At 30.1% G+C, this 20200-nt stretch carries 17 protein-coding genes, 1 tRNA gene and 1 other RNA gene; 4 read left to right on the plus strand and 15 right to left on the minus strand.

Annotated elements, in window-relative coordinates; all coding sequences use genetic code 11:
* Positions 1 to 8 precede the first annotated feature (8 nt).
* From topA to AACP42_RS01390, 10 genes are all read right to left on the minus strand, one after another.
* Entirely contained in the window at positions 9 to 1952 is a 1944-nt protein-coding gene (topA, locus tag AACP42_RS01345) for a type I DNA topoisomerase (protein WP_339332270.1), read from the minus strand.
* Positions 1953 to 2042: 90 nt separating this feature from the next.
* A complete protein-coding gene (gene ylqF / locus AACP42_RS01350; RefSeq protein ID WP_212509028.1) occupies positions 2043 to 2930 on the minus strand; it encodes a ribosome biogenesis GTPase YlqF in 888 nt (295 codons plus the stop codon).
* Positions 2931 to 2959: 29 nt separating this feature from the next.
* Positions 2960 to 3724 carry a hypothetical protein gene (locus AACP42_RS01355; protein ID WP_212775412.1) on the minus strand — a complete coding sequence of 255 codons (765 nt, stop codon included), beginning with the start codon at positions 3722 to 3724 and terminating at the stop codon, positions 2960 to 2962.
* Between the two features lie 220 nt (positions 3725 to 3944).
* Positions 3945 to 4517 carry an elongation factor P gene (gene efp / locus AACP42_RS01360; protein ID WP_212775413.1) on the minus strand — a complete coding sequence of 191 codons (573 nt, stop codon included), beginning with the start codon at positions 4515 to 4517 and terminating at the stop codon, positions 3945 to 3947.
* A gap of 58 nt (positions 4518 to 4575) precedes the next feature.
* Positions 4576 to 5451, minus strand: a complete 876-nt coding sequence (miaA, locus tag AACP42_RS01365; RefSeq protein WP_212775414.1) for a tRNA (adenosine(37)-N6)-dimethylallyltransferase MiaA — start codon at positions 5449 to 5451, stop codon at positions 4576 to 4578.
* Positions 5452 to 5689: 238 nt separating this feature from the next.
* Positions 5690 to 6451: a TIGR00282 family metallophosphoesterase gene (locus AACP42_RS01370; protein WP_212509024.1), complete on the minus strand. Its 762-nt coding sequence runs from the start codon at positions 6449 to 6451 to the stop codon at positions 5690 to 5692.
* A gap of 24 nt (positions 6452 to 6475) precedes the next feature.
* Entirely contained in the window at positions 6476 to 8062 is a 1587-nt protein-coding gene (rny, locus tag AACP42_RS01375) for a ribonuclease Y (RefSeq protein WP_212775415.1), read from the minus strand.
* Positions 8063 to 8568: 506 nt separating this feature from the next.
* The gene (locus tag AACP42_RS01380) at positions 8569 to 8880 is read right to left on the minus strand and encodes a hypothetical protein (RefSeq protein WP_212775416.1); all 312 of its coding nucleotides are present in this window, start codon (positions 8878 to 8880) and stop codon (positions 8569 to 8571) included.
* A gap of 318 nt (positions 8881 to 9198) precedes the next feature.
* Positions 9199 to 10284 (minus strand): DNA recombination protein RmuC, encoded by a 1086-nt coding sequence (locus tag AACP42_RS01385; protein ID WP_212775417.1) that lies wholly within the window; start codon positions 10282 to 10284, stop codon positions 9199 to 9201.
* A gap of 311 nt (positions 10285 to 10595) precedes the next feature.
* A tRNA-Arg gene (locus AACP42_RS01390) sits at positions 10596 to 10672 on the minus strand.
* A 385-nt stretch (positions 10673 to 11057) separates the two neighbouring features.
* Between AACP42_RS01390 and ffs the strand changes: the two genes are divergently transcribed.
* From ffs to rsmG, 4 genes are all read left to right on the plus strand, one after another.
* Positions 11058 to 11149: signal recognition particle sRNA small type (gene ffs, locus AACP42_RS01395), an RNA gene on the plus strand.
* A 169-nt stretch (positions 11150 to 11318) separates the two neighbouring features.
* Complete coding sequence (locus tag AACP42_RS01400; protein ID WP_212775418.1) at positions 11319 to 12014, plus strand: hypothetical protein; 696 nt, start codon at positions 11319 to 11321, stop codon at positions 12012 to 12014.
* Between the two features lie 57 nt (positions 12015 to 12071).
* Positions 12072 to 13925, plus strand: coding sequence for a tRNA uridine-5-carboxymethylaminomethyl(34) synthesis enzyme MnmG (gene mnmG, locus AACP42_RS01405; protein WP_212775431.1), 1854 nt, complete (start codon positions 12072 to 12074; stop codon positions 13923 to 13925).
* Entirely contained in the window at positions 13912 to 14550 is a 639-nt protein-coding gene (gene rsmG, locus AACP42_RS01410; RefSeq protein ID WP_212509019.1) for a 16S rRNA (guanine(527)-N(7))-methyltransferase RsmG, read from the plus strand. Before mnmG ends, rsmG begins: the two co-directional genes overlap by 14 nt.
* A 47-nt stretch (positions 14551 to 14597) precedes the next feature.
* Here the strand turns inward: rsmG and AACP42_RS01415 are convergent, their stop codons facing one another.
* The 5 genes from AACP42_RS01415 to rpsL all read right to left on the minus strand — a co-directional run bounded on the left by AACP42_RS01415 (position 14598) and on the right by rpsL (position 20192).
* Positions 14598 to 15392 carry a Bax inhibitor-1/YccA family protein gene (locus tag AACP42_RS01415; protein WP_212775419.1) on the minus strand — a complete coding sequence of 265 codons (795 nt, stop codon included), beginning with the start codon at positions 15390 to 15392 and terminating at the stop codon, positions 14598 to 14600.
* Positions 15393 to 15842: 450 nt separating this feature from the next.
* Positions 15843 to 17027, minus strand: coding sequence for an elongation factor Tu (gene tuf, locus AACP42_RS01420; RefSeq protein WP_212775420.1), 1185 nt, complete (start codon positions 17025 to 17027; stop codon positions 15843 to 15845).
* Positions 17028 to 17156: 129 nt separating this feature from the next.
* The gene (fusA, locus tag AACP42_RS01425; RefSeq protein WP_212775421.1) at positions 17157 to 19223 is read right to left on the minus strand and encodes an elongation factor G; all 2067 of its coding nucleotides are present in this window, start codon (positions 19221 to 19223) and stop codon (positions 17157 to 17159) included.
* 24 nt (positions 19224 to 19247) lie between these two features.
* Positions 19248 to 19718 carry a 30S ribosomal protein S7 gene (rpsG, locus tag AACP42_RS01430; protein ID WP_212509016.1) on the minus strand — a complete coding sequence of 157 codons (471 nt, stop codon included), beginning with the start codon at positions 19716 to 19718 and terminating at the stop codon, positions 19248 to 19250.
* A 54-nt stretch (positions 19719 to 19772) separates the two neighbouring features.
* A complete protein-coding gene (gene rpsL / locus AACP42_RS01435; protein WP_212509015.1) occupies positions 19773 to 20192 on the minus strand; it encodes a 30S ribosomal protein S12 in 420 nt (139 codons plus the stop codon).
* Positions 20193 to 20200 lie beyond the last annotated feature (8 nt).

Genomic DNA, 20200 nt, shown 5'->3' on the forward strand with positions numbered 1-20200 from the left:
GAAAAAACTTAAGTTTTTTTAATTTTAACAATATTTTTACATTCAGGAAAGCGACTGCAACCTAAAAAATTACCATAGCGTCCTTTTTTGATGAGTAAAGGAGCGTTGCATAAATTACATTTTTGATCGGTTTGCATAGAAGGATTTGTTTCTACAGAACTTGATTTTTCTTTTAAAGAAACAATATTTTTACATTCAGGAAAGCGACTGCAACCTAAAAAATTACCATAGCGTCCTTTTTTGATGAGTAAAGGGACATTGCATAAATTACATTTTTGATCGGTTTCGATATCTTTTGGTTTTTCTAATTTTTGATCGGCTATTTGATAAAGTTGTTTGAAAGCATCATAAAATTCTTGCAATAATTCTTTATTATTAACTAATCCTGAAGAGATTTTATCTAAATTTTCTTCCATTTTGGCAGTATATTTAACATCAATAATTTGTTTGAAAAACAATTCTAAGTTTTTAGCAGTCAAAATTCCTTGTTCGGTAGGAACAAAACGTTTTTCTACTAAATCAACATAAATTCTTTTTTTGAGGGTAAAAATGATTTGAGAGTAAGTAGAAGGCCTTCCAATATTTAGTTTTTCTAAAGTTTTAATCAAAGTGGATTCAGAAAAGCGTGCTGGAGGATTAGTAAATTTTTGTAAATTTTGGATTTCTTGAGGCAAATAAGTTTCATTTAATTTAAAGGAAGGAATAATTTTGTCTTTGGTGCCATCTTGCAAAATTTTTTGATAGCCATCGAAAGTTTTTATCAAACCTTCAGTTAAAAAAAAATGGTTTGCAACTTCAAAAAAAACTTGGGTTTTTTGAAATATGGCAGGTGTCATTAAAGAAGCCAAAGTTCTTTGATAAATAAGTTTATAGAGTTTATTTTCGTATTTATCAAGATGAGGTGCTAGGCTTTCGGGCGTTTTGGATAAATCAGTGGGTCTTATAGCTTCGTGAGCGTCTTGCGACTGAGCTTTTTTATTGGTTTTGTAAGTACCTAAATATTCTTTGCCATATTGTGTTTTAATTAATTTTTGAGCATCTTTAACAAAGCTGTCTGCAAGTCTTTGCGAATCTGTTCTCATATAAGTAATTAACCCTATAGATTCACCTAAAATATCAACTCCTTCATAAAGTTTTTGAGCAACTCTCATAACTTGATTAGAAGTTATATTTAGGCTGTTGATGGCTTCTTGTTGCAGGGTAGATGTAATAAAGGGTGGTTTGGGTGATTGTTTGGCTTCTTTTTGTTTTAATTCTTTAACTAAAAAGGGTTTATCTGTGATTTGTTGGACAATTTTAAAAGCTTCTTTGGCTTTGGTTTTGCCTTTGTAAGGATTTTGGTATTCTGCTTGAAAATCTTTAAAAAAAGCAGTAATAATATAGTATTCTTCAGAGACAAAAGCTTTTATTTTTTCTTCTAAATCAACAATTAATTTAAGGGCAACTGATTGCACTCTTCCTGCTGATTGTGATTTGAGTCTCCTTACCAAACGCGACAGTTTAAACCCAATAATACGGTCTAGCATTCTGCGAGTTTCTTGTGAAAACACTAATAGTTCATCGATTTTGCGAGGTTGTTGCAAAGCTTTTAAGACTGCTTCTTTGGTAATTTCTCGAAAAACAATTCTATTAGTTTTTTGGGGGTCTAAATTAAGAATTTGTGATAAATGCCAAGCAATTGCTTCTCCTTCGCGATCAGGATCGGTTGCTAATAGCACTTCTTTGCCTTTAGTTTTTTGGATAAGAGTTTCTACGATATTGTCTTTTTCTTTGATAATGCTGTATTTAGGAATAAATCCTTTTTCGATGTCAATTCCCATTCTGTCTTTGCCTTTTAGCGACAAATCTCTAATATGACCTTTGGAAGATAAAATTAAAAATTCATCATTTAAAAAACGGCTTAAAGTTTTGGTTTTAGCAGGAGATTCTACTATAATAACTTTTGATTTCATTTTTTGGGCTCCCTCAATTAAAAGATATGGTTAGTTTGGGTAATTAATTGTTTTGCGTTTCTATTTTTTGGTTTGGTGGTTGGTTGGGTTTTAGAAAAGTTTTTCAAAGAGAGGTAAAACATCTAAGTCAAAATTTAATTTCCCTAAGTTACCTTGCCTTATTTCTTGCAATAACATTTGATAAACTCTAGATTGATCAACTTTTTGATTTTTAGTATAAATATTTCTTTTTTGTCCGATAATATCAACTAAATTAGGGTTAGATAAATCATTTTGGTCTAAATTGAAGCGTTTTTTCAAATTGGTACCATAATGTTTTATAAGATAGCAAAGTGCGTGAATGCCTAATTTTTCTAAAGGTAAAATGGAATCTTTAAAGCAGCCTGCAAGTGCTAATGCCAAACTTATGCGAGGATCAGAAAAATTGTGCCACAAAACTCCTGGAGTATCCAAAAACTGGATATTGGGTTTAGCAATGTCAATCCATTGAATGCGTTTGGTAGTGCCTGCTAAATTAGCTGTTTTTAAAACTTTTTTTTGGGCAAAACTGTTAATTAAAGTTGATTTGCCAACATTGGGAGTTCCTACAATCATAGCTTTAATGTTGGGAGTTTGGGTTGCTATTCTTCTAGATTTAAAAAGGGGTTTTTTGGCTTTGATTGTTGTTAAAGCTTTTTGATATATTTCTTGAAGTTTAGGGGATTTGATAGCATCAATTGTTAAAACAGGAATTTGTTTTTTGTGATAATTAGCGATAAAATTATTGATTTTACAAGGATCAGTTAAAGAAAATTTATTTAGCAAAATAAGGAGGGGTTTTTGGCGTTGGTTAATTAAAGAAAAAATTTGAGAATTGAGGCTTGAAAGAGGAATTCTTGCATCCAAAATTACTAAAACAATATCAACCAAAGATAAATTATTTTTAATTTGGTCAAAAGTTTTTTTCATATGACCAGGAAACCAATTAAATGTTTTCATTGTTAAACCTATTTCTTTTGTTAAGTAAATTACTCTTTTTCACTTTGATCTGCACTTACTTTAGAGATAGTATCTAAAACTTTTTGTAGATCTTTTTCGAGGTCTTCTTCAGTTTCAAAAATCTTTTTACTATAAATTTTATAAACTTCTTCGCCTGTAATTGCAATCAAAGAAACTCCTATTTGATGATAAATAAGTTCTAAGGTTTTGTCAAAAATTATTTTTTTAAACCAATGAAAAGGATTGAAAAAATTTCTGATATTATTAAAAGTATTAGTTACTTTGGCAACTTTTTGATACTTTTGAATCATGTTTTTTTTAACAACCATTTCTCTAATTACAAAGATTCTTTTTAAAGTCATTTTGCGAAACATTCTCAAAATTTTGTTTTGAAATACTTTGTCAACTCTTTGATTTATGTAAAACATCAAAATAAGACTTTCATCAATGGTAAGTTCCAGATAGGGATATTTGGAGTTGGGATAAAATTGGCTTGAGATTTCTAAAATTAATTCTTGGGTAGAAGTTATCAAAAAATGCCCAAAATTGCCTTTATCTTTTTTCATTTTTTCTTTGAAATCTTTTTTCTTAGCTTCAATTAATTTAATTATTTCTTGTTGACTAACATCTGTTTTTTCTAGTCTATGAGCTGCTAAAGTTTTTTTCACACTACGAAAAGAAAGAAGACAATAAATAAAAGAGCTTAAAATAACACCAGAAAGAATACCCATAAAGAAAGTATTAAAAAAAGCAAATTGTTTTGTTATGTTGAAAAATTTTTCCCAAAAAGACACAATATCATCATCCTTTTTTTATTTTTTATAATTTTTATAAACGGATTCAAATCGCAAAACACTATATAAAGGCAAAATGTAGATGACATGAACTACCTATAATTATATAACAAACAAAGAAATTAACAAACACAATTTATAAAAATATATAAGAAAAAGGCTTAAATGTGGTGGATAAAACAAAAAAGCAGTTTAAAACTGCAAAAATAAGGTGTTTTATTTATTGTTTATTGTTGTCTCTTGATAAATAAAGTCCTGTTTCAGTATTGATAATAATTTTTTCTCCAATATTGATAAAAAGAGGAACTTTAATTACTAAACCTGTTTCTAAAGTGGCATCTTTTAAAGAATTAGTTTTGGTATCTCCTTTGGCTCCAGGTTCGGTGTAAGCTACTTTAATAGAGATTTTGTCAGGTAAACTGATACCTACAATTTCATCATTTTCATAAAAAATAATATCTACTAAAAGCCCTTCATAAAGATATTTAAGAAAATCTTTTAATTGATGTTTGTTAATTTCTAATTGTTCGTAATTTTGAGTATTGATAAAAATATAATTATCTTCCAAAGCATAAAGAAATTGCATCTTAATTTTAGTAATTAAGGCAGGCTGCACTTTGATACCAGCGTTAAAAGTGTAGTCAATGACACTACCTGTTCTTAGGTTTCTTAATTTGGTTCTTACAAATGCAGCACCTTTACCAGGTTTGACATGTAAAAATTCTAGGATTTGATAAATTTGGTTGTTGAATTTAATGGTTTGTCCAGTTTTAAAATCGTTTGTATTAATCATATTTCTAATTACTTTCTTATTTTTTGGAATTGTTTTCGTTGGTTTAATTGTTTAATGTTTAATCAGTTTTTAAAAAATCGTTAATAAGGCAAATAGTGGTTTTTTCTAAATCAGGGGATAAGGCATCTAGAATGATGGGCTTAATTTGATTTTTAAACCAAGTTTTTTGACGTTTGGCATATTGCATAGTTTTTTGAATAATTAAGGTTTTGGCTTGGTCTAAAGTTATTTTTCCTTTTAACAAAGCTTTAATTTCACGATAACCAATAATATTAAAATTGGCGTTTGGAAAATGAGTTTGAATTTGGTTAACTTCTTCTATAAAACCTTGTTTTAACATTTGTTCCAATCTTAAAATAACTCTTTTTTTCAAAATTTGTCTATCAATATCGAGATAAAAAATTAGCGAAGAATATAAAGGATTGTGTTTTTTATTTTTTTGTGACCTTAAAGTGCCTGCAAGTAAATCTTGATAAGCGCTTAGGATGCGACGAGGATTTTTTAAATCTAGGTTCGCAATTAATTGAGGATCTTTTTGTTTAATAAAATCAATCATATTTTCTATTGCAGGTAAAGAAGTAGGTGGCAAAAACAAAGATTTAGGAGTTAATTCATAATCAAAAAGAGCTGATTTAAGATAAAGCCCGCTACCACCCACAAATAAAGGAAGGGACGTTTCTTCGATTTTTTTGCGGGCATCTTTTTGAAAATGATAAATACTGTAATTTGTTCCAGGAGCAAGAAAATCTAAAAGATGATGTTTAATTCCTTGGGCTTCTTCGAGAGTTATTTTAGCAGTTCCAATATCGTATTTTTGATACATTTGAAGAGAATCGCAATTAATTATTTCTAAATTAATTTTTTTAGCTATTTTAATAGAAAGGCTAGTTTTTCCTGAAGCGGTAGGACCTGTAATAGCGATTACTTTTTTCATAATTTTCCTTTATGAGGGTAGAAGTGTTTTGGGGTTATTAAATATTTTCCAAAATATAAAATCATTATAAATTTATATGGAAAAGTTATGTTTGGTATAATAATTTAATAATTTAAATAATTAAAAAAACCAGAATAAAATAAAAAAATGCAAAGCGTTAAAAAACAAAAAAAATTAAAGTGATACAGAAGATAATTTTGATTCTTTTTCGCTTAGTTTTCATAAAACAAATTTTATTTCATTCTGATAAATTAATCTTTTCAATAGTTTTGTGAGGTTTAAGAGTGACAAGTAAACCGTTTAATTGTCTTTTTCCTTCGGCATTAGGTCTTGAAACAACACGATTTCCTAAAAAAGATTGAATTATAGGTTCTTTTTCTTTACCAATGACGCCGTCCTTGGCTCCTGTCATTCCTGCATCAGAAATATAAAGAGTATTGTGGGGAAAAAGGCGTTCGTCGTTAGTTTGGACATGAGTGTGAGTGCCTACAATAGCATCAATTTTACCATCAAAATAATGAGTTAAAGCAATTTTTTCACTAGTGGCTTCGGCATGAAAATCCAAAAAAGAAAAATCATATTTAGCTTTATTTTGTTCCAAAACATTATCAATAGTTTTGAAAGGGCAATGCAATTTGGAGTTAATAAAAACACGTCCTAAAGCATTCATAACTAAAATTTTTTTATCTTCGCAATCAATAATTTTATAACCTTGCCCTAATTGTTGGGTGTCATTGATGGGACGAATTACATTTGATTTGTCAATAAATTTTTTAATTTGTTTATTTTTCCAAACATGGTTTCCCATAGTCATCAAATCAACACCTAATTTTTGTAATTTTTTATAAATTTTAAAACTTAAACCTTTGCCATTATCAGCGTTTTCAGCATTGGCAATAATGAGGTTAGGTTTGTAAGTTTCTTTTAAAAAAACCACTTTTTCGGCAAAATAACTAATTCCTGGGTTTCCGTAAATATCTCCGATAAACATTATTTTCATGAATTAATTATCTCCTTTGGTGGATTATAATTTAGCCACTTCCACAGCTCTGGTTTCTCTTATAACAGTAACTTTGATAACACCATTGTAACTAATGTCTTTTTCAATTTGTTCTTTAATGTTGCGGGCAGTTTGGAAAATAAAATTGTCTGCGATTTTGTCTGGTTCAACGATAACACGAATTTCGCGCCCAGCTTGAATAGCATAAGATTTGGCAACTCCTTCTGTTGCATTAGCAATAGTTTCTAATTTGGTTAGTCTTTGGATGTAGTTTTCTACTGATTCTTTTCTGGCTCCTGGTCTAGCGGAAGACAAGGTGTCTGCTATTGCAACTAAAACAGCGATAATTGATTGGGGTTCTTGGTCTTCATGATGAGAGGCAATAGCGTCGATAACTTCTTTTTTTTCTTTGTATTTGGAAGCAATAGAAACGCCAATTTCTACGTGGCTTCCTTCCATTTCGTGGTCTAGAGCTTTACCGATGTCATGAAAAAGTCCTGCTCTTCTTGCAAGAATTTCATTTTCGCCAATTTCAGAGGCAAGTTTACCAGCTAAAAAAGCTACTTCCAAAGAATGTTTCAAAACATTTTGACTGTAACTAATGCGAAAGTGCAGTTTTCCCAAAATTTTAATTAAGTCGGGGTGTATTTCGCCGATTTTAGTAATAAAAGCAGCTTCTTCGCCCATTTCTTTAATAAAATTGTCTACTTCTATGGTTGAAGTTTCTAAGGCTTTTTCGATGCGAGAAGGATGAATTCGCCCATCAGAGACCAAAAATTCTAAAGTTTTTTTGGCAATTTCTCTTCTAATCGGGTCAAAACTACTTAAAATAATGGTGCAAGGGGACTCATCAATAATTAAGTCTACTCCGGTTAAAACTTCCAAAGACTTAATATTTCTGCCTTGGCGCCCAATAATCCGTCCTTTCATATCTTCGTTAGGAATGTTAACAACGCTAATATTTTTTTCTCCTGTAATATCGCCAGCATATTTTTGCATGGCTAAAACTAAAAGAGTTTTGGCTTTTTTAGATGCTTCGCTTTTTGCTTTTTCTTCTTCTTGTTTAATATATGACATCATTTCATAAGTGGTTTGGTCTCTTGTTTCTTTCATTATGATTTGTCTGGCTTGATCTTGCGTTAAGGAAGCTATTTTTTCTAATTGTTGTTTTTGGGTGTTTAAAATTGTTTCTTGTTCTTTGATTTGTTGTTCTAGGTTTTTTTTAGTATGGCTAATTATTTGTTGTTCAGAATCTAAATGCTCTTCTCTTTTATTGAGGCTCTCAGTTCTGTTGTTAAGCAATTCTTCACGACGATTATTTTTGGATTCTAAATCAACAATTGTGTTGGTTCTTTGTTCTAAATCCAGTTCTAATTTTTGTCTTAAAGAAGTTATTTCTATTTTGGCATTACGCATCATTTCTTGTTCGCGTTGTTGCAAATCTTTTTCTTTTTCTTTTAGTTTGTTGTCAAATGATTGTTTTTTTTCTTCTAATTTCTTTTGATTAAAAAAAGAATACAAAAAATAGCCGATAATTGATCCACAAATTAAAGCAAAGACAAGAAGGGAACAACCCATTATACAATGAGTTCGCCAATAATCACCTTTCATATCCTTGATACCTTTCTTTTGGGGGGGTTAACAAATGTAAAATCATTGTTTTACCTCTTTTTCTTTTTGAATTTAGTTTAATGATTTGTAATGCAAAACAAAAAATAAAAAAATAGGGGGGGATTAGATTTTTTGATGCAATTTTGTCATTAAAACAATAAATAAGTTTGTTTTTTTAAATATTGATAATTAATTTATAATTAATTTTGAATGGGGTGGGTTGGAAGTTTTATTATTTTTTTTAATTTGTTCAGTACAAAATTTCATCGTGAAATGAAAAAATAAAAATGTATAAATTGGGGTTAAAAAAAATAATAAAGTTTGGTTTGTGAAAAAAATTCAGCAAAAACCATGCAAAAAATAATGGTTCTGTTATGAATAGTGGCAAAAATAAAAAAACTGAAAAGCTAACCTTAAAAAGATTAGCTTTTGTAATGAAAAATATTTAATTATTATATATTATTATGTGCTAGCAAAATATTTGAATTTATTAATATAATTAATAATCAAGCTTTTCTTGGCGATTGGTTTTTATTTTGCGAAAGGCTTTTGCTAACGGTGCTTGATAATTTATTAGAAAAAGTTTCTAGTGATTGAGATACTTTCGGAGATTTTATAACTTTTTCAACAATTTCTCCTGATCTTTCAATAAATACATCTTTCCAAGATTTTTTTTCTAAAATCGAAGGGGCTGGGTTTGGTTTTTGTGTTTCATCAGAAAATTGCATTTGTTCAATAACTTCATCAGAAGATGACCCTTGAGGAGATTCTTCTTCTAAAGAAAAAAATATAATAATAGGAATGGCAAGTAATATCACAATAAAAACGCTAGTAATAATGATTTGCTTGGAAGTAAATTTAAAAATAAAATGATATCCTTTGGTTGTTGAATAAAAATCATGCCAAAACTCAAAATATCAAAATAAAGAATAATAAATAATATAAATTGGATTTGAATGCATAATTTTTTAATTTTAATTTGGATTTAAAAATATAGATAATTTTAATAATTTAATTAATGAAATATATAAGATACTAAATAAAAAAAATAGTATCCGTAAATATTATATAATAACTCAAAAAAGTATTTGCAAAATAATGTTAAAATAATGTCAAAAAGGAGTTAAAATAATGATTTAAAAATCTATCTTTTCATTTTTGATGTTGTTTTTGGAATTGTTATTTTCTTTTTTGCGAACTTCTAACAATTTTTGATAACGTTGCTCTAAGGTTTTTTCTTTTTTTTGAATATCTTCAATCACTTTGAGAACTTTTTCCAAAGCCGCTTTCAAATCATAAATAAAGACTTTATCAAAATTTTTCATCGCTTGTAGCACATTTTCAATACATTCAAGTTTTTCTTCGTTGTTTTGAACACTTTCGAAAATTTGAAAATAATAATCAACTGAATTAAGAATAGCAAGTAAAATCGAAGGACTTGTAATGATAACATTGCGTTTAAAAGCATATGATATTATTTCAGGATCGCAATTAATTTGGGCAAAAATACTTTCAGAAGGAATAAACATAATGGCATAAGGGCAGTTGTCTTCTTTGCTGACGTATTTTTGAACTTCTTTAATTCTTTCTTTAATGTGAAATAAAAAGCGACTCTTTAATTCTGTTTGGTTGAAATTGGCGTTAATATAGGCTAGAAAATCTGTGGTAGGAAACTTCGAATCAATAGGAATTTGAACAAATTTACCAGAACCTTTACACATCACATCCACTTTAAGACGATTACCGTTATTGTTTGTTTTTTTCATTAAATATTGTTTTTCAAAAACTAATTTATCTTTAAAATGAGAAACATTTTCCAAAACGCGTGCCAACAAAAATTCTCCAGCTTGTCCTGTTTTATCGTTTTGGCACAATAATTTATGAATGTTTTGCACTTCTTGAAAACCACTTGCATTTTGTTCTCTTAAAACTTTTAAAGAATTTTCCAGATTAATTGTTAAATGTTGGCGAGTATCTTTAATTTCTTTAGTTAAACTATCTTGACTTTGATGAGTTAAATTGTTAATTTTATCATCCAAATGACAAACAACCCTAGATTCTGACTCTAAAAAAGCTTGTTTCACAAAATCTTGGATATTGAATTGCGTTTTTTTCGGTTTGGCAACAAAAAAATAAATAATGAAAGTTACACCACCCAAAATAAGAATCAAAATAACGGATAAAGTTAAGATTAATACAAAAACAATTTGTTCTTGAGGCATTTATTTTGTTATTCCTTTTTCTTTTTTTCTTTTTTAATGTCTTTTAGCTTTGGGATGCATTAAAGTTGATATAAAAAAATACAAAAAATAAAAAACAAAAAACAAAACAAAAATAAAAAAAGGGTTATTATTGAGATTTGTTCTTTAAATATTTTTAATATTTATTTCTTATTTGAAAAACAAATAACATACATAAAATAAAAATGTGTGAAAATGTTTGGGACAAAAAAATAAATATTAAAAATAAATATAAATGCCTAATTGCTAAATTACTAAATTAAGAGAAATGGTGCAAAAAATAAAAGATAAACTGGCGTTTGAGAAGGGATTCGAACCCCCGACCGACGGCTTAGAAGGCCGTTGCTCTATCCAGCTGAGCTACTCAAACAAACATACAACAAATATTATACTATAAAATCATTGTTTTGGACAAAAAAAAGCAATTAAAGTAGTGAAGATAGTTTCTTTATTTAAATCCTCAAAGAAAAAACGATCCAAAAGTCATTAAATATCTATTAAATAAAAAAAGTTTGCACAAATACATAAAAAAAGTATATAATAATAATGTTGATTTTTAATTTCTAAATAATTTCTAAATAATTTCTAAATAATTTCTAAATAATTTCTAAATAATTTCTAAATAATTTCTAAATTAAAACAAAAAATACAAAATTTTTTAAAAATGTTTTCAAGAAAAAAATAATTTACAAATCACAAAAATCATTAACGAAAGACAAGTATTTTTATCCAACAAAACTAAGGTAGCCTTTTCAAACCTTATCATTCAACAATAAGAGACGAATTTGGTCAGGTCTTGATTGAAGCAGCCATAAGTTATTTTTATTGTGTGGAAGATAGGGTTTGAAAAGGTTATTTTTAATATAAAAGACCCAAAAAAACAATTTTTAAAACAACAATTCAATGCATAAAATTAAAAAAACAAAAAAATAAATTTTTATTAATGAATTTTGGCAAAAAAACTTTCGAAAAATAACAATTTCACAACTAAAAAATAAAGGAAAAGGAGCAATCATATGAATTTTTCATTTTTTCAAAAAGAAAAAGAATTTAAATTATTAACTAATATTTACAACTCTTTACAAGGAGAACCATTTTTAACCCAAGAAACAACATTAAAAGGAAAAGAAACCAAAGTAGAATTTTATTATTTGGATCAAAGCAAATATTATAGTACTCTTTTTCAATCACGCCAATTTGCTGTTTGGACTGCTGATAAAGGAGTGTGCCGCCTTTTGGTTGAAAAAAAATATTACGAAGAGTTTGGAGCTTTTTATCAAAAAGATATAAACGATATGTGGCTAGATTTTATATGGCAGATTTTCCAAAAAGAAGCTACTTTAATCAAAACAATAAAATTGTTATTTGTGGCAGTTTTAGTGCCTATTTTATTAAATGCTTTTTTGCTTAGTGGACAAATTTCTGTTTGGTTAAGAATTCCTGCTTTTGTTGTATTGATATCTTCTTGTTTTTCTATGAATTATTGGATGAAAAACCAACAAAAAAAATTACACATATTTAGAGATAAAAAATTACAAGAAACATTGGACAAAATCCAAGAAACATTAGGAATAGAACTTTACGAATCATTAAAAGAAAAACAAAAACAATTCAATCCAACTTTTTTTGAACCCAAATCCGACCAAAATCCCAATGAAGACAACCCCAAAAACAAAGACAACACAATAGACGAAACAAACGAATTAAATTAAACAAATGATAAATAAATGATTATAAAACCCAAAAAAACAATCAAGAAAGGTACTCAAATGATCTACGATAGTATTGTTATTGGAGCAGGACATGCAGGTGTTGAAGCTGCTTTAATATTGGCAAAAAAACATAATACTTTACTCATTACAGGCTCCTTAAAACAAGTTGCTTCCTTACCTTGCAATCCTTCTATCGGAGGTCCTGCCAAAGGTGTTGTAGTACGTGAAATAGATGCTTTAGGTGGTGTTATGGCAAAAGCTGCAGATCTTGCACAAATTCAGATCAAAATGCTTAACTCTTCCAAAGGTCCTGCAGTAAGAGCTTTAAGAGCTCAAATTGATAAATTAGAATATCCTCAAATTATTTTAGAAATATTACAAAAAACCCTCAATTTAACTCTATTGGAAGGGCTCGTAAACAATCTAGTCATCCAAAACAACCAAGTTCAAGGAGTCTGTCTTATTGATGGAACAAAAATTAATGCCAAAACTGTCATTATCACTACAGGAACTTATTTAGCAAGCCAAATTTTAATTGGAAATACCAAAAAATCCTCGGGACCTAATGGCGTTCCTACAACTTACGGTATCAGCGCTCAATTAAAAGAATTAGGTTTTGAAGTTATTCGTTTAAAAACAGGCACACCACCAAGAGTTAAAAAAAACAGCATTGATTATAGCCAAACCAAAATACAAATGGGAGATAATTTAGAACAAATATTTAGTTTTGTTCCCCAAACAAATCAAAGACCCCAAGAACCATGTTTTTTAACTCACACCAACCAAACCACCCACCAAGTTATCCAAAAACATTTAAACCAATCAGCTATGTATGGAGGTTGTGTTGAAGGCACAGGCCCTCGTTATTGCCCTTCTATCGAAGATAAAGTAGTAAGATTTTGTGATAAAAACAGTCATCAAATTTTTATTGAACCAGAAAGCCTATCTTTGGATGAAATGTATCTACAAGGACTTTCTACCAGCATGCCTCAACACGTTCAACACGAAATCCTTAAAACTATTCCAGGATTACAAAACGCCCAAATCACTAAATATGCTTATGCTATCGAATACGATGCTTTTAATCCCAACCAACTCAAACACAGTTTAGAGACTAAAAAAATCCAAAATCTCTTTTTAGCAGGACAAATGAACGGCACCAGCGGTTATGAAGAAGCTGCTTGTCAAGGGCTTATGGCAGGAATTAATGCTTCTTTAAAACTCCAAAATAAACCTCCTTTTGTGTTAAAAAGAAATGAAGCCTATATTGGTGTTTTGATCGATGATTTAATCACTAAGGGCGCCAAAGAACCGTACCGTCTTTTGACATCACGCGCGGAATTTCGTTTATTATTAAGACACGACAATGCCGATTTGCGCCTCAAAGATTACGGATATCAACTAGGTTTGATTGATGAAAAAGATTATAACAATTTTCAAAACAAAAAAGCTAAAATCAACCTTTTATTAGAAAAAAGCAAAAATTATGAAATTTTAGTTAATTCAGATAATCTATCTTATTTAAAACAACAAAACTCAGCTAGTCTTGGAGAAAAAACCACATTAGCACAACTACTAAAAAGATCAGAATTAAATTTTTGCACTTTACAACATTTTTTACAGGAAAAAGCAGATAAAACCATTTATGAACAAGTAGAAATACAAATCAAATACGAAGGTTATATTGCTAAAGCCCAAAAAGAAGCTCAAAAATTAGCAAGGTTAGAACAAAAAAAAATTCCTAGCAAAATCAATTACGCAGATATTAAAAATTTATCAAAAGAAGCTCAAGAAAAACTTGATTTAATCAAACCCCAAACTTTAGGACAAGCAACAAGAATATTAGGAGTCAATCAAGTTGATATTTCGATTTTATTAGTTTATTTGGAAAAACATCATGCTTTACTTTGAATCATTAAAAGACAAATTTGCACTCAACGAAAAGCAATTAAACAAGTTTGTTTTTTACTATGAATTTTTAAAACAAGAAAACCAAAAAATGAACCTTACTTCTCTAATATCTTTATCTGATGTTTGCTATAAACATTTTTATGATTCTTTAATTTTAAAAGAAATATTTAACTTTAATACTGTAACTAATCTTTGTGATGTTGGCTCGGGTGCTGGCTTTCCTAGCTTTCCTTTAAAAATTCTTTTTCCTCATTTAAAAATTGTAATCATTGAATCATCTTTAAAAAAAATCAATTTCTTAAAACAATTAGAAAGCCATTTGGAATTAGATAATATATGTTTTTTTCACCAAAGAGTAGAACAATATGACATAGACAAAAATGGCAGTTATGATTGTGTTGTTGCTCGCGCTTTGGCTAGATTGGAAATTATCTTAAAATGGTGTGTTCCTTTAGTGAAAAAAAAGGGTTATTTTATTGCTATGAAAGGTAAAAACTTTCAACAAGAATTAGAAGCTAACAAAAAGATAATTAAGCAAATAAGAGTTAAATTAGTTAGTGCAAAAACATTGGAATTACCAATGCAATTAGGAACAAGAACTAATTTATTATTCCAAACCGAATAAAAAAGGTAATATAATAAAAAAAAGATCACGAATATTCGTGATCTTTTTTATTTTCTTTCTTGATCTTTACCAAATAACCTTAGCAAAATTAACATTATTCTTAAAAAAATTTCAATTAAAGTTGTTGCAAAAGCCAAAGAAACTTGCCATTCATATTTTTTAGGCATTCCTTGTTTAATCATTTGTTCGGTGTAATCAAAATGAAGTGCTAAAAACATAAATACAAATCCTAACATAATTAAACTAATAGGAAGAGTTAAAAAGCTATTGTAAATAATATTTTCAATTGTCCAAATGCCGCATAAAGACAACACTAAACGAACTATATAAGAAACCGCCAAAGAAAAAGAACAATATAGCATAATTTGTCTAAATCTATTTGTTACTTTTATAAAACCTTTATAATAAGCATGGGACATTGCAACAAAGACGATAAAGGTTGCAAAAATAGCCATAAAGGCAATTTCAACTAAATTGGCATAAACTAAATTTAGAACAACAAAAATAATTGATAAAATTATTCCTTCTATAAAAGAATAAATTAATCCACAAGCTTTAGAAATTTCAACTTGTTTTAATCCTGCAGAATAAATGCCATAATTTATAAAACCTAACGCAATCATGGAAAAACAAATTGCATTAATATTTGGATTTTTTAATATCACGGGTTTTAGAATTGGGTAAAAAAACATTGAAGTGATTGCTGTAACACATAAAAGCAAAATTGTTTTTAAAGCAATTCCTTTACGAGTAGCAATATTATTATAAGTAGTTGTTTCAAATAAAGAAAGAAAGTTATTTTTAATTTGGGTAAACGAATTATTTACTTTATTGGATTCCATTTAAACCACCTTTTTTAATTTTATTTATTATTAAAATTAAATTTATTTTATTATTCTTATTATTTAAAAAAATATTTACATCTTTTTTAACTTGCTTAATAAACAAGCACATATATATTTTACCTTTTTTTAAAAATTAATTGGAAGATATTTTGCTTTTTTATTGCAAAAAATGACAAAAAGTGGTGTTTTTTTGGTTAGTGTTGTGAAATTTGATAATAAATAGCGTTTTTTTGGCACACAACTAATTTTTTTATAAGTGTTTAAAATGTCATTATTGCCAAATTTGCATCTTTTAGTTGAGTTGGGTTAGATTTGTGGAGTTTTAAAAAGCGATAAAAAGGCAAAAGGGCAAAAAGGGGCAAAATACAAAATAAAAAATAGTTAAAAAAGATAAAAACCCACATTATGTGGGTTTTATTTATTAATAAGGTTGGGTATAATGAATTTTTAGTTAAGAAGTTTGGAAACTGATCCTGCACCAACTGTTTTTCCACCTTCACGAATAGAAAATTTAGTTCCTTCTTCGATAGCAATTGGGTTGTTAAGGGTAACTACTAATTCAGCGTTGTCACCTGGCATTACCATTTTAACATCACCTTGTAATTCAACTACTCCTGTAATATCTGTAGTACGGAAATAGAATTGAGGACGGTATTGAGAGAAAAAGGCAGTGTGACGTCCTCCTTCTTCTTTAGTTAAAACATAAACTTGAGCAACAAATTTAGAATGAGGCTTAACAGAACCTGGTTTAGCTAAAACTTGTCCACGTTGTACGTCTTCACGGTTAATTCCACGTAATAAAGCTCCAACGTTGTCTCCTGCTTGAGCAAAATCTAGGTCTTTTTTAAACATTTCTACTGCAGTTACAATAGTTTTTCTAGTTTCTTTAAGTCCTACGATTTCTACTTCATCACCAGCTTTTACTTGACCTCTTTCTATTCTACCAGTAACAACAGTTCCTCTACCAGTAATAGTGAAAACATCTTCTACAGGCATTAAGAAAGGTTTGTCAACTTCGCGCACCGGGTCTTCAATGTAGGTGTCTAGAGTTTCGATTAATTCGTTTACTTGAGCAACGTAATGAGCGTCACCTTCTAAAGCTTTTAATGCAGATCCTCTAATAACAGGAATGTCGTCTCCTGGGAAATCGTATTGAGATAATAATTCACGAACTTCCATTTCTACTAATTCTAAAATTTGTTCGTCTGGGGAAAGATCACATTTATTTAAGAAAACAACAATTTTTGGAACACCAACTTGGCGCGCTAATAAAATGTGTTCTCTAGTTTGAGGCATAACACTATCTGCACCAGAAACAACTAAAATAGCAGCATCCATTTGAGCAGCACCAGTAATCATGTTTTTAACATAATCGGCGTGTCCAGGACAGTCAACGTGAGCATAGTGACGTTTTTCTGTTTCATATTCTACGTGTGAAGTTTTAATAGTGATTCCACGTTCTCTTTCTTCAGGAGCATTATCAATTTGATCATAAGCTCTACTTTTAGCCAAGCCACGAGTAGACAAAACTTGGGTAATAGCTGCTGTAAGAGTAGTTTTACCGTGGTCTACGTGTCCAATAGTACCTACATTTAAATGCGGTTTGTTTCGTATAAATTTTTCATTAGCCATTTTTCAAAGGCCTCCTTTTATTATGTTTTAAGGTTTGTTTTAAAAATATATTTACCATTTAAATTTTAACTTATTTTTGGCTTTTCACAACTATTTTGTTAATAAAAATGTTTTTTAGTGTAAGGTTGTCTAAGCTCGTTTTTTAATAATTTCTTCAGTGATGCTTTTAGGAGCTTTTTCATATTTAGCAAATTGCATAATAAAAGTAGCTCTTCCTTGAGTATTGGAACGCAAAACAGTAGCATATCCAAACATTTCAGAAAGGGGAACAAACGCTCTAATAGCAACAGCGTTGGCGCGTGATTCTTGGTTTTCTAATCTACCTCTTCTAGAAGTTAGATCACCAATAACATTTCCTACATAATCGTTGGGAGTAACTACTTCAACGTCCATAATAGGTTCTAAAATGACTGGGGTTCCTTTGGTTTTGGTTTCTTTTAATGCCATGGAAGCGGCAATTTTAAAAGCCATTTCGGAAGAATCGACATCATGGTAAGAGCCATCAAATAAAGTTGCTTTAACATCAATAATTTGATATCCAGCTACAATACCACCAGCAAGAGCTTCTTGAATTCCTTTTTGAACTGCAGGAACGTATTCACGAGGAACTACACCACCTACAATTTTATTAACGAATTCAAAACCTTTTCCAGGATTTGGTTCAAAACGCATCCACACATGTCCGTATTGTCCACGACCACCTGATTGACGAATGAATTTTCCTTCTGTCTCAGTTTCTTGGGTGATTGTTTCGCGGTATGCTACTTGAGGTTCTGTAACATTTGCTTGTACTTTGAATTCTCTTTTAAGACGTTCAATAATGATATCTAAATGAAGTTCACCCATTCCAGCAATAATAGTTTGCCCGGTTTCATGATTGGAAAAAACCTTAAATGTAGGGTCTTCTTCAGCTAATTTTGCAAGGGCAATACCCATTTTATCTTGGTCAGCTTTAGTTTTTGGTTCTACTGCAATTTCAATTACTGGTTCTGGGAAATTCATTGATTCTAAGACGATGGTTTGTCCTTCTGATACTAAAGTGTCTCCTGTAGTAGTTGCTTTTAATCCTACAACTGCTAAAATATCGCCTGTGTAGGCTTCTTTTACTTCTTCACGAGAATTAGCATGCATTTGTAATAAGCGTCCAAAACGTTCTTTGGTTCCTTTAGTAGTGTTAGTTACGTAAGAACCAGCTTTAACTGAACCTGAATAGATACGGAAAAAGGTTAATTTTCCTACATAAGGATCGGTCATCACTTTGAAAGCTAGAGCTGTGAAGGGTTCTTCATCTAATCCGGTGCGCACAATTTCTTGGTTGTCAGAATCAAAACCAACAATAGCTGCAACATCACAAGGAGCAGGAAGGTAGTCAACAATAGCGTCTAACATTTTAACAACACCCTTATTTTTGAAAGAAGAACCACAAAGAACTGGGAAAAAGGAAGCTTGTAAGGTTGCTTTTCTAATGGAATTTTTCAACATTTCAGAAGAGATTGGTTTTTCTTCTAAATAATACATCATTAATTCTTCGTCTAGGGTAGATAAAGTTTCTATTAATTCGTTTCTTTTAGTTTGGGTAATTGATTCTAAATCGCTAGGAATAGGAACTACTTTTCCTGTTTCTGGGGAAGTGTTATCATATTCAAAAGCATTCATTTCTACTAAATCAATGATACCATTAAAGTCATTTTCTGAGCCAATTGGCCATTGAATAGCGCTTGCATGAACTCCTAAGCGTTGTTTAAGGGTTTCAATTGCATAAGCAAAATCAGCGCCTACTTTATCCATTTTGTTAACAAAAATAACTCTTGGGACTTTATATTCACTAGCTTGGCGCCAAACAGTTTCAGTTTGTGGTTCTACTCCTGCCTGAGCATCAATAACTGTTACTGCTCCATCCAAAACTCTAAGAGAACGCGAAACTTCCACCGTAAAATCAACGTGTCCGGGAGTGTCAATAATATTGATACGGTGATCTTTCCAAAAAGCAGTAGTAGCAGCAGAGGTGATAGTGATTCCTCTTTCTTGTTCTTGTTCCATCCAATCCATCTGAGAAGCGCCATCATGGGTTTCTCCGATTTTATGAATTTTTCCGGTGTGGAACAAAATTCTTTCTGTAGTGGTGGTTTTTCCTGCATCAATATGAGCAATAATGCCAATATTACGAGTTTTTTCTAATGAAAACTGACGTGCCATCTTTTATTCTCCTATAAGTTACAATCACCAACGATAATGAGCAAAGGCTTTATTAGCTTCTGCCATGCGATGCGTTTCTTCTCTTTTTTTAACTAATACTCCGTTACCTAAAGAAGCATCTACTATTTCTTTGGTAAGTCTTTCTTCCATTGTTTTTTCATTGCTTTCTTTAGTGTATTTAACAATCCATCTTAATCCTAAAGACTGGCGTCTTTCGGGACGAACTTCGGAAGGCACTTGGTAATTTTGACCACCCACACGACGCGTGCGTACTTCTAATACAGGCATAATATTGTTTAGGGCTTCATGAAAAACTTCAATAGGCTCGCGGTTAGTGATAGTTTTTACTTGTTTTAAAGCTTGATAAAAAATAGTTTGAGCTTTGCCTTTTTTGCCGTCTTCCATAATGATGTTAATGATTTTAGTAACTAATTTAGAATTGTAAACAGGATCTGGCTGTACATCTCTTTTTTTAATATGACCTTTACGGGACACAAAAATTCACCTACTTTCTTTATTTTATTTATTTTTTATTCTTTGTAATTGTAATTATTTTTTTTCTTTAGGTAATTTAGAGCCGTACTTAGAACGCCCTTGTTTGCGGTTAGCAACACCAGTAGCATCTAGAGCACCACGAACGATATGATAACGCACACCAGGAAGGTCTTTTACGCGTCCGCCACGAACTAAAACAGAGCTATGTTCTTGTAAGGAGTGTCCCACGCCTGGAATGTAGGCAGTTACTTCAGAACCATTACTTAGGCGCACTCTTGCAAATTTACGTAAAGCTGAGTTTGGTTTTTTTGGAGTCATGGTAGTTACACGCAGACAAACACCCATTTTTTGAGGAGAATTGTAATATTTAGCTTTTTTTTGCAAAACATTAAAACCGTAACTTAGAGCAGGTGCTTTAGTTTTGGAAGTTTTACTGCTACGACGTTTTTTGATTAATTGAGAAACAGTAGACATTTTTTATT

The organism is Hydrangea phyllody phytoplasma, from assembly GCF_036985185.1.
Taxonomy (GTDB): Bacteria; Bacillota_I; Bacilli_A; order Acholeplasmatales; family Acholeplasmataceae; genus Phytoplasma; species Phytoplasma asteris.